This window comes from Sphingomonas sp. LC-1 (genome assembly GCF_025371035.1).
Classification (GTDB): Bacteria; Pseudomonadota; Alphaproteobacteria; order Sphingomonadales; family Sphingomonadaceae; genus Sphingomonas; species Sphingomonas sanguinis_E.
The window spans coordinates 1-9,596 of sequence record NZ_JANZXB010000028.1; the positions used below are offsets into that span (position 1 = coordinate 1).

Consider the following 9,596-nt stretch of genomic DNA (forward strand, 5'->3'; position numbering starts at 1 on the left):
CATTCTTGTTGACGAACACGATGCCGCTCAGCACCCGCTGGTCATCCACGCGCGGCTTACCATGGCTCTTGGGAAAGAACGGTCGCAGCCGCTCCATCTGCTCATCCGTCAGCCAAAACAGGTCGCTCATTCCAGTCTCCTTGCGGAGCCTGAATCAGATCGCGATGCTCACATCAATAGGTCCTGACCCTAGAGACCGGGCCCTCGAAGGGACGGACGGAATGAAGCGGAAGCAGTTTTCGGAAGAGCAGATCATCGGCATTCTGAAGGAGGCCGAGGCGGGTGCGGTGGTGACGGAGCTGTGCCGCAAGCACGGCATGTCGAGCGCGACCTACTACGCCTGGAAGGCCAAGTATGGCGGCCTGGAGGTGTCCGAGGCGAAGCGGCTGCGGGCACTGGAAGACGAGAATGGCAGGCTCAAGCGGCTGCTGGCCGACGCTATGCTGGACAATGCGGGGTTGAAAGACCTGCTGGCAAAAAAGTGGTGAGCGTGGCCGCCAAGCGGGAGGCGGTCGCGCGGTTGCAGGCTGGGTTCGGGATGAGCGAGCGGCGCGCCTGCGCCGTGATCGGGGCCGACCGGACGAGCATGCGCTACCGCTCGTGTCGCGATGGCGACGAGGATCTGCGGGCACGTCTGCGCGAGTTGGCCGGCCAGCGGCGCCGTTTCGGCTACCGCCGACTGCACATCCTGCTGCGGCGGGACGGCGTCACGATCAACCGCAAGAAGACGCAGCGGATCTACCGGGAGGAGGGGCTGACGGTCAGGCGCAGGAAGGGGCGAAGGCGCGCCGTGGGCGCGCGGGCGCCTGGGCCGGTGCTGGCGCTCCCCAACCAGCGCTGGAGCCTGGACTTCGTGCATGACCAGCTTGCCACTGGCCGGCGGTTCCGCGTGCTCAACATCGTCGACGACGTCACGCGCGAATGCCTGCGTGCGGTGGTGGACACCTCGATCTCCGGCAAGCGGGTCGTGCGCGAGCTGGTCGACCTGGTAGCCGAGCGTGGTCGGCCAGGCATGATCGTCAGCGACAACGGCACCGAGCTGACCTCGAACGCGGTGCTGGTCTGGTCGGGCGAGGCAAAGGTCGAGTGGCACTACATCGCGCCGGGCCGCCCCATGCAGAACGGCTATGTCGAGAGCTTCAACGGCCGCATGCGCGACGAGCTGCTCAACGAGACCCTGTTCCTCAGCCTCACTCACGCCCGCGCCATGGTCCGGGCATGGGCCGACGACTACAACACCGAGCGTCCGCACTCGTCGCTCGGCTACGCCACCCCGGCGGCCTTCGCCGCCGAGATCGAGAAGCAACGGCCTGGACGCGTCCAGGCCGTTGCTTCGGGTGCGCTCGTGCACCACAACAATCGCCGGTCTCTGGTTCCGGCTGGATGAAAGCCGGGGGTCACGTCAGCGCCCTTGCGCGATCCATCGGCGGCCATCGTTGTAGACCTTGATATCCGCCGCCCCCTCGTTCACCTCAGTGCCCTTCCACCTTGATGGGCCGATGGGCGTGACCGTCACGGTGAGGCCGTCACCCGCCCAGCGATCATAGGCAAACGGGAAAAGGTCGCCAGCGCCGGTCGCAGGCCGAAGTCGCACGATGCCGCTGGCCAGACGGATCACGGCGCGGTCGTCGGCTGCGGCGAAGCGCATGCGTCTGTCCTTCGCCAGCGACCACGAGCAGCCAGTCCCCGCGGCTCCCGCGTTCATGACCATTGCCATCGAGAGCGGCCGTAGCGGTACTACGGCCTCAGTGGTCCCGACGCCGTTTCGCGGGACGCCTACTGGCATGGTCGCGAGCGTTGGCGCGGCGGCCATCAGCGATAACGCGGCGACAGGCTCAAATAGCGAGACTGTGGCCCTGTTCATACCCGACCTCAAAAAGCACCGCGCGCCGCAGCCGGCGCTTCGCGCACGGCGGCCGATTTTACCGCCGCCTCATCGGCAAGACGCGCGTTTCGCCCGCGGGTGCCGAATATCTTGAGGGACCAGGCGTCGGACCTGACGGTGATGCGCGGATTGGGCTCCATGGTCAGATCGCCGCCGCATCGGCTCGTGCACCACGATCCGTTCGACGGGACGCCCTCAGTTGGCCGCCCGTACTTGGCCTCGACCTGCGCAAGGAGAGTCGCCGGATCGACGCGGTTGGTCGACACCGTCAGGTCGATCCGGTCGACGATCTCCCCCGTCGGCGTCTGCGCCATGAACAGGCGGAGATGCTCACCAGCAGGACCCTGGCAGGTCAGCTCACCAACGGCCGTGCCATCCGGGCCGAAGCCGTCGGGGATGCCTTTGCGCTTGCGGATCTCTCGATCGACGAGTTGCCGGAACGATGCCGACTGGTATGTCGAGCACCGGTAGGTCCCCGCCAGCGCTGCCTGTACCGCGGCCAGCGGCATCCCGAGGCGGACGCCGGCGACGTCCATCGCCAACGGTTTAGCGGAAGACGCGGGTTGTGCGGCCAATCGCGCCTTCTGCGCCATGGCGGGAGCGGTGGCGAGCGACAACGCCATTACGGCACCGATGGCAGCAGCCTTGGTCATTTGCATCATGGTGTTCCTTGACGACCCGGCGCTCGGCGCCTGGGTCATGGTGTCGGTCGAAATGAATGGGATGGTGACAGTCACATCGATCGTCAGCGCGGCATCGGACGCCAGCCGTCACTCTGCAGCTCGAACGCCGTCGTCGCCTCCTTCTGCTCGGCCATCTGCGCCTGTTCTCCCGGCGGCATGACCGGGATCGGATCGACACCGCGATAGGTATAGGTGACCTGGCTGACCCGATGACCGGCAAAGTCGGTCGGCTCGGTCCAACGCACCACGTCGACAACCTCGCCTTTCGCGAGGCAGAGCGACGGCACCGAAACCATGGCGTTCGTCGCCTTGCGCTCGACCGCGTGAAGATACGGCGCGCCCTTTGGCGTCGGCGCGTAGGAGATCAGTGGCTGGCGGACGAACGGGTTGGTGGACCCGCTCCACCGCGCCGGCTTCTCGAACGTCGTGCGCGTGACGAGTCCGACGCTGGCCAGACCATCCAGCATCGCGACCGCCTTTCCGTCGGAACCCGGTCCTGCCATCGGCGCCCTCGGTGAGGTGACGATCGGAAAACCCGATCCGCCGGGCTCGCCCTCGACCTCGTACCGCATCACATCGATCGGGTGGCAGAAGACGTCGCGGACGACGGGATCGAGCGCGGCCGCGAACGCCTCCTTGCTCAAGGCTTTGGATTGGCCGCACCCGCTCAAGCCGGTGGCGGTTGCGAAGAGCAGGACAGCGGCGGACATGGATGATGTGGACATAGGTGTTCCTTGCGGTCAGCGGATGACGAGATTGAAGAAGGCGGCCACGTCTGACGCGCCGCGGACATGACCGGCGTCGAAGGCATGGGCGACGCCGAAACGCAGCGTTGAGGAAGGTGCCAGCGCGGTGGACCAGCCGAGTTCGAGATCGAGCTCGCGCGCGGTCGGCGACAGATCGAAGGTCCGGCGCTCTTCGGCGAGCGCGCCCGACATCAGGTCATAGGCGACAGGCACCATCAGCGACGCCCGCGCCCGTTCGACGCGCAGGGGCGACGACAGGCCGAGCGTTGCCAGCCCGCCGAACAGCGGTCGCGCGCCCTCGACCGCGAAGGCGGTGCTGACGATGCGGCCTTCGAAACGGATCGGGCCGTCGCTGCCACTGTCGACGCTGGTGGTACCCGTCGTAGCACGCGCGGTCAGCGAGACGCCCGCCACGGTGCGGTTGGCGACGAGAGTGGCGAGCGTCGTCCGACCGCCACGCAAGCCCGATGCAGCAACGCCACCGCCGAACCCTAGCACCCGGCCGTATTCGGTGAGGTCGGTTACCTCCAGGCCGATGCCAAGCGGGGTGGCGAAAGTGACGCCGCGCAGGTTCGCACTGCGGTCGCGCGACGAGCCCGACGAGAACGATGCCGACCAGCCTCCGCCGCTCCATGACGACCACAGGCCTCGGGGCTGGCCGACCACGCCGCGCAGAGGAGAACCGGTGAGGGACAAGCCGCTACCGTCCACCGCTGTGTTCGCGCCGACCGTCACCGTCTGCCCGGCTGCGGGCGAGAAGCTCGCCACCGCCGGCCGGTTCGCCGTTGCGCCCTGCCACGGACCAACCACGTCCTGCCCGGCGAAGCCCAGCCGTGCTTCGCTCACCGACGAGCGGCGGACGGGCAGCGAATCGACCGACCCGGTCATGCCGCCGGCCAGCAGTCCCGATGACCGTGCGCGGATGCCGGTCGTACCCGTCATGGCGAAGTCGCGGCCGTAGCGGTCGAACACCGTCATGCTGCCCGCAGCCGTCGCAATCATCGACGCTGTCGCCGAGCCGCCAAACGGTGCGGACACGTCGAGCGATGAATAGCGGGCGAGCACCGCCTGCGCCGCCGCGAACGACGAGGCCGGCGCCTGCGCCTGCATCGCCTTCTCGACGTTGAGCAGCCCCGCGCCATAGATCGGGTCAACTCCGGGGGCGCCCATGTCGGTGGCGGTGTCGAGCAGGATGCGGGCGATCGCCTTGCCGCCGAGTTGCGGCCAATACTGTTTCAGCAGCGCCGCCGCCCCGCCGACCGCAGGGGCCGCGAAGCTGTTGCCGGTGACGGTGGTGATGCTGCCGTCCTTGTCGATCGCCTGCACATTCACCCCCACCGCCGCGATCATACGGTCGGCGAGCACCCCGGCGTTACCATTGGCGGAACGCGGGTTGCCGTTGGCGTCCACCCCGATCGCGAACAGCAACCAGTCGGCATTGGCGCGGTCGCTGCCGACGAGGGTTTCGGCGAACTGGCCGGCGAAGCTGTCCTTGCCGGTCTCGTTCGCGACGGACTCGACCAGCAGCCGGTCGGCGGCGCGCAAGCCATCCATCGCCGCGCGCTGTTCGGTCGCGACCTGTCCGCCGCCAAAGCCGTTCAGCGACATCACCGTGACGAACGCGCCCTTGGCGACGGCTTCGCGCAGCGCCGGGGCAATCAGACCTGCGTTCGGCTGCGTGCCCTCGCGGATCGGTGTCGTGCTGCCCGCGGTCACGCCGTCCAAATCTGGTCCCGTCACCTTGAGCACGAGAATTGTCGCGTCCGGGGCCAGCCCCTGCATGCCGGAGCCATTGCGCGCCGCCGCTGCGATCGACGCGACCTTGCTGCCATGGCCATCATTGTCGTCGATCGCGAAGGGCGGCACCGTCTCGCCTGGACACGTCGCACAGCGGGCAACGCGCTGCTCGAAGCCGGTGCTGTCGACCGAAATGCGACCGGCGAACTCGGGTGAGGACCGCGCGATGCCGCTGTCGATGATCGCGATCGTCACGCCCTTGCCGGTGATCCCGCGATCATAGGCATAAGCCGCCTTCGCGCTCACAACGGCGGCGGATGCTTTGTACTCAGCGGTATCCGCAGCCGTTGGTGTTGGTGAAGGCGTAGGGGATGGCGTCGGCGTTGCCGCCGGGGTTGGCGAAGGCGTACCGGTCGGCGGGGCATTCCCACCGGGTGTGTTCACGCCACTGCCGCCCCCGCCGCATGCGGCGAGCAACAGCGCCGCCGTTGCCGCAGTCGAATTCCTGATGATGGCAAGCCGCCTGCTGCGGCATCTATAATTTGCACCCACGCCCGAACCCCCGTTCGCGCGGTGCTGACAGGCTGATACCAGCCGGCGGCACCGCCCCTGTTGACGAGGCGGTGCCGGCCCGTGAGCCGGAAGTTGAGAACCCGCGATTAGACGAGCGCGAACGCCTTTAGGCCCGAAGACCCTGGACATACGCGTCCGCCTCCCGGCCGAAACTGGTTCGGGCCGGGCATTCGGCTACTAATCGCAAGGTTCTCACGCCTCGGTCCGCCTGCTGACGAACAGTCCACCTCTACGCCGGGCGGGTTAACAATCTCAAGCGCTGAACTGCAGCTACGATGTTATCGGGCGTAACTCGTGGACGAGATCATGCATTATTCGAAGGCGGCATGGTGGCCAGTTCTGCCCTTAAAAAACCGGCCGACCTCCGCGGCATTCCTGCAAACAAGCGGGAACAGCATCCTTCAATCCATAAAGCGGACGAACGCAAAAATTCAGACAACCGAAGCAATTTTTTCATCCTCCTGTCCGAATATCCCGGCTGGTCCGCTTTTATGATTGGGAGGCATCGTCATCTCGTCCGCTCCCCCCTCAATCGCCGACGAACCTGCCGGCGACAGCCATTATACGCCGGCCGAGATCGGCGTGATGCTGGGCACGCTCACCGATTCGGACAAGCAGCGGCTCCTTGCTTCGTCGCGCTATCTGGCAGGCGACCGGTATATCTTCGCCGCGGATTTACGTCAGGAAGCCTTCGTCCGGGCCCTTGAAGGGCGGCGCAAGTGCCAGCGTAGCTGGAACGTCACCGATTTCCTCGTCGGGATCATGCGCAGTCTGACCTCCGCTGAGCGTGAAGCTGATATAGCCGGCCACCGCCCCGTTCTGATCGGCACATTTGGTGAAGGCGGCATCGATCCGGCGTCGCCCGCACCCTCGCCGGAGCAGGTCGGCCATGACGCCATACATTACCGCCGTACAATCGCTGCGATCCGCGAGGCAATTGACCGCGACCCCCGCTTGACAGCGCTGGTCGACGCGTTGCTGGATGGGGCCAAAGGTGCCGAGCTTCAGCGGCGGTTGGACATCGATGCGACCGAACTCGCTTCACGCCGCAGGCAGCTCAAGCGCGTGCTAAATAACGCTACAGCGAATAGGAGCGTACCGTGATGCCCCAGGATGTTGAACTCGAGCAGCTACGGCTAATCGACGACTTCCTCGAAGGCGACAGCGATAACCCCCTCGCAAACGATGACTTCGACACCGAACTCGAACTAGCAATCGCGGCGGCCGAAAAGTCGAAGCTGCGCCGTATCCGCCGCTTCATCGAGCGCGACAAGAACGTCGCATGGAAGGCTTCACTAAGTAACGTCCGTTTACTTTTCAGAAATTCGAACATATTCTAGAATACTTCCTCAGCAGCTTCAGCAAACCAGGCAGGTTGAAAGGCGTATAATTTCCTGAGTTTCACACTGTTCGCTCAGAACGCTTCTATCGCTTTCTAATTTTTGCTTTTAAGTCATTTGCGTACGAAACGGCTCTCCGCACTCTGGACAAGCTTAGTGAAAAAGCGGGATTTGGACGAGGGCGTCATTTCAAAACAAATTTTTTCGAACCGCAGCTTTTGCCACCGGCTGACTTTCGCATACCCGACCCGTGACGACTCCTTTTTCGATTGGGCATCATCGTTTCCTGCCATGGGAAGCTCGGGCGGCGGCCGATTTGACCCTCGATGCATTCGTTCGTGATCGTCTGAACAAGCTGTTGCCCCGCCCAAGGGGTCGCCTACTGCTGGAGATGCTCTAGGCGAAGCGGTAAACGCCGCCCGCCTGCGCCGCGACGAAGCATTCGGGTGCGATACTCGCAGCACGCAATGCCGTGGCCAATTCCTCAACCGGCTCTTCGCGTGCCTCATCGGTCAACTGGAACGTACCCCAATGGATGCCGAGCGCTCGCCCCGCCCCTACATCGTTAAAGATCCGCACCGCGTCGGCCGGATCGACATGCTGCGCGGCCATGAACCACTTCGGCGCATAGGCACCGATCGGGATGAGAGCCAGGTCAGGTGATCCCAAGCGTTCGCGAACCTCACCGAAGATACGCCCGTCGCCATAGCCGGTATCGCCGACGAACCAGATCGTCCCCGCAGGCGTGTCCAGATAATGGCCACTCCACAGCGTCATGCGTGTGTCACTCGGCCAGCGGTTCGACCAATGGTTGGCCGGGGTCAGCGTCGTCGCGATGCCGTTGCCGAGGTCGAGCCGATCCCACCAGTCGCCGCTCACGCAACGCGCAGCTGGCACCGCCGCCCGGACGACCGCATCATTACCGAGCGGCATCGCCATCAGCGGATCGTGCGCGGCATGAAGGCGCCGCAACGTGTCGAGGTCGAGATGGTCGTAATGGGCGTGGCTCAGCAGCACGACATCGATCGGGGGCAAGTCGTCGAACGCGATCCCCGGCGCGGTGACCCGCCTCGGCCCGACGCGACGGAACGGACTGGCACGCTCCGACCAGACCGGGTCGGTGAGGATGTTCACCCCTGCCGCCTGGATCAGCAGCGACGCATGGCCGACCATCGTCACGCACAGGCCATCGACGCGCGCCTCAGGCTTGGCGGGCGTCACCGGTACCGATTTCGGCCATTTGGCAGCAGCCCCCGCCAGCTTCCAGCGCAGGATAGCGCGCAAGCCTCGATCGGTGCTGGGCTGGCCCGGATTGAAGAATCGGGTACCGTCGAAGTGATCGCTCGGCGGCCCGTCATAATAGCGGTTGCGAGCCATGGTCAGGCGACGCTCATCAGTTGCGACGGATAGGCGTTCAGCATCGTCAGCGCTTCCTCCACCGGGGCGGTCAGCCAGCGTTCCTGATCTTCGGCCAGCAGGATCACCGGCATCGCCTTGGGGTGCTTGGGCGCCACCAGCGGATTGGGCTCGGCCGTGCAGAAGGCATAGACCCGGTCATGATCCTGATCGACCTTCCAAAGCCCGGCAAAACACGGCACCGCCTGATCCTCGACGGTGAACCACCAGTTGGTATCGCCTCGCGCCTTCCGATCGGCGACAGCCTTGGGTTCGGAGAAGCGGGTAAAGGGCACAAGGCAGCGATGCTCGGCCTTCATCAGCCAAGGCTTCCACATGTTGCTCTGCATGTTCCGGGCGTTGGTCCACCAGTCATAGAGGAAAGGCAGTTCCCCCTCGCGCGCTGGTCGCTTGCGCGGTTTGCGGGTTGGGAAGCCCCAGCGCATGGTGCTGAGCACCCGGCGCCCCTCCTCGACGCGGACGACATAGCCAGGCTTGCCGGGCGCTGCGTAATCCTTCTCGACCTCCAGCGTGTTGCTCGCATCGTCGACCGCAGCAAGCGCGTCGAAATAGCTCCGGGGATCGACCTTGATATTGTAAAGATTACACATTGGCCTGTTCGATCACGACCGGTAGCGCGAGACAAGCCTCTTCCACGTCGCGGCATCTGGATAGGGCAGAGCGGTGCCGGTGGGCTGGTCCCGGCCGATCACCACATGGGGACGCCGGATGCGTCCTTCCGCCTGGCATGCCGAGCAACATAGCCGTCGACCAACCACCCCCAGCGTGCCGTCCCAACCTCGCTGGTGAAACATCCACCAGAGCGCAACCGCGTCGAGGACGCGCACGTGACCGCATTTTGGACAGGTGAGGCGCAGCGTTCGCTTGTGCAGGGCACACTCCTCCAACGTGCGCAGACGCCGCCCGATATGATCGTGATCGGCTCCTGCCCTGCCTTCTCGGGCACCCCTTTCCCAGCCCTCATCTGCCACGACCCTGTCCCGTTCCGATTATCGATCCGCTTCCGCAACGCCTTGACCCACTTACAGAATCAACGGAACATATAGCGAACATATGAGTCGCAACAATGATGTCTTCCACCGCCCCACCGTAAGCGTCTGCTCACCACCGTCGCGATAAGCAGTTTATCGATCGTTCCTTCCTCGCCGGCCGGCCCATTGCGGATGTAGTCGCCTTGGGTGATGCTGCGGCATGAGCGACGATAACCTCAAGTGGC

10 protein-coding genes and 1 pseudogene are annotated in these 9,596 nt (G+C 65.0%); 3 read left to right on the forward strand and 8 right to left on the reverse strand.

The features are described from left to right. Nucleotides 1–130: pseudogene (locus NZL82_RS19325) on the reverse strand (IS5/IS1182 family transposase); the annotation flags it as partial. Nucleotides 131–221: 91 nt separating this feature from the next. Here NZL82_RS19325 and NZL82_RS19330 point away from each other — a divergent pair. After that, nucleotides 222–1,387, forward strand: a protein-coding gene (locus NZL82_RS19330; protein WP_405051398.1) for an IS3 family transposase whose coding sequence is annotated in 2 segments (ribosomal slippage) — nucleotides 222–474 and nucleotides 474–1,387 — 1,167 coding nt in all. Because the reading frame shifts where the segments join, the coding sequence is not laid out codon by codon here. Nucleotides 1,388–1,402: 15 nt separating this feature from the next. Here the strand turns inward: NZL82_RS19330 and NZL82_RS19335 are convergent. The 5 genes from NZL82_RS19335 to NZL82_RS19355 form a co-directional block, all read right to left on the reverse strand. Further along, on the reverse strand, nucleotides 1,403–1,648 hold the full coding sequence (locus NZL82_RS19335; RefSeq protein WP_261271328.1) for a hypothetical protein: 246 nt from the start codon (nucleotides 1,646–1,648) through the stop codon (nucleotides 1,403–1,405). A 224-nt stretch (nucleotides 1,649–1,872) separates the two neighbouring features. Continuing rightward, entirely contained in the window at nucleotides 1,873–2,544 is a 672-nt protein-coding gene (locus tag NZL82_RS19340; RefSeq protein ID WP_261271329.1) for a hypothetical protein, read from the reverse strand. Between the two features lie 86 nt (nucleotides 2,545–2,630). Further along, on the reverse strand, nucleotides 2,631–3,278 hold the full coding sequence (locus NZL82_RS19345; protein WP_261271330.1) for a hypothetical protein: 648 nt from the start codon (nucleotides 3,276–3,278) through the stop codon (nucleotides 2,631–2,633). 30 nt (nucleotides 3,279–3,308) lie between these two features. Next, nucleotides 3,309–5,357 carry a S8 family serine peptidase gene (locus NZL82_RS19350; RefSeq protein ID WP_261271331.1) on the reverse strand — a complete coding sequence of 683 codons (2,049 nt, stop codon included), beginning with the start codon at nucleotides 5,355–5,357 and terminating at the stop codon, nucleotides 3,309–3,311. A 22-nt stretch (nucleotides 5,358–5,379) separates the two neighbouring features. Beyond that, entirely contained in the window at nucleotides 5,380–5,586 is a 207-nt protein-coding gene (locus NZL82_RS19355) for a hypothetical protein (protein ID WP_261271332.1), read from the reverse strand. A 533-nt stretch (nucleotides 5,587–6,119) separates the two neighbouring features. Here NZL82_RS19355 and NZL82_RS19360 point away from each other — a divergent pair. Together NZL82_RS19360 and NZL82_RS19365 are read left to right on the forward strand one after the other, a co-directional pair. Then, nucleotides 6,120–6,728 (forward strand): hypothetical protein, encoded by a 609-nt coding sequence (locus tag NZL82_RS19360; protein WP_261271333.1) that lies wholly within the window; start codon nucleotides 6,120–6,122, stop codon nucleotides 6,726–6,728. Further along, complete coding sequence (locus NZL82_RS19365) at nucleotides 6,728–6,964, forward strand: hypothetical protein (RefSeq protein WP_261271334.1); 237 nt, start codon at nucleotides 6,728–6,730, stop codon at nucleotides 6,962–6,964. The genes NZL82_RS19360 and NZL82_RS19365 overlap by 1 nt, the downstream gene beginning before the upstream one ends. Nucleotides 6,965–7,360: 396 nt before the next feature. On the opposite strand, the gene NZL82_RS19370 is transcribed toward NZL82_RS19365, so the two are convergent. Beyond that, nucleotides 7,361–8,341, reverse strand: coding sequence for an MBL fold metallo-hydrolase (locus tag NZL82_RS19370; RefSeq protein WP_261271335.1), 981 nt, complete (start codon nucleotides 8,339–8,341; stop codon nucleotides 7,361–7,363). A 2-nt stretch (nucleotides 8,342–8,343) separates the two neighbouring features. Beyond that, nucleotides 8,344–8,970 (reverse strand): SOS response-associated peptidase family protein, encoded by a 627-nt coding sequence (locus NZL82_RS19375; RefSeq protein ID WP_261271336.1) that lies wholly within the window; start codon nucleotides 8,968–8,970, stop codon nucleotides 8,344–8,346. Nucleotides 8,971–9,596: the final 626 nt, after the last annotated feature.

Coding starts and splice junctions, on each gene's coding strand:
- NZL82_RS19335 (WP_261271328.1), bottom strand. CDS start 1,648: ATGCGCTTCGCCGCAGCCGACGACCGCGCCGTGATCCGTCTGGCCAGC.
- NZL82_RS19340 (WP_261271329.1), bottom strand. CDS start 2,544: ATGCAAATGACCAAGGCTGCTGCCATCGGTGCCGTAATGGCGTTGTCG.
- NZL82_RS19345 (WP_261271330.1), bottom strand. CDS start 3,278: ATGTCCGCCGCTGTCCTGCTCTTCGCAACCGCCACCGGCTTGAGCGGG.
- NZL82_RS19355 (WP_261271332.1), bottom strand. CDS start 5,586: ATGCCGCAGCAGGCGGCTTGCCATCATCAGGAATTCGACTGCGGCAAC.
- NZL82_RS19365 (WP_261271334.1), top strand. CDS start 6,728: ATGCCCCAGGATGTTGAACTCGAGCAGCTACGGCTAATCGACGACTTC.
- NZL82_RS19370 (WP_261271335.1), bottom strand. CDS start 8,341: ATGGCTCGCAACCGCTATTATGACGGGCCGCCGAGCGATCACTTCGAC.
- NZL82_RS19375 (WP_261271336.1), bottom strand. CDS start 8,970: ATGTGTAATCTTTACAATATCAAGGTCGATCCCCGGAGCTATTTCGAC.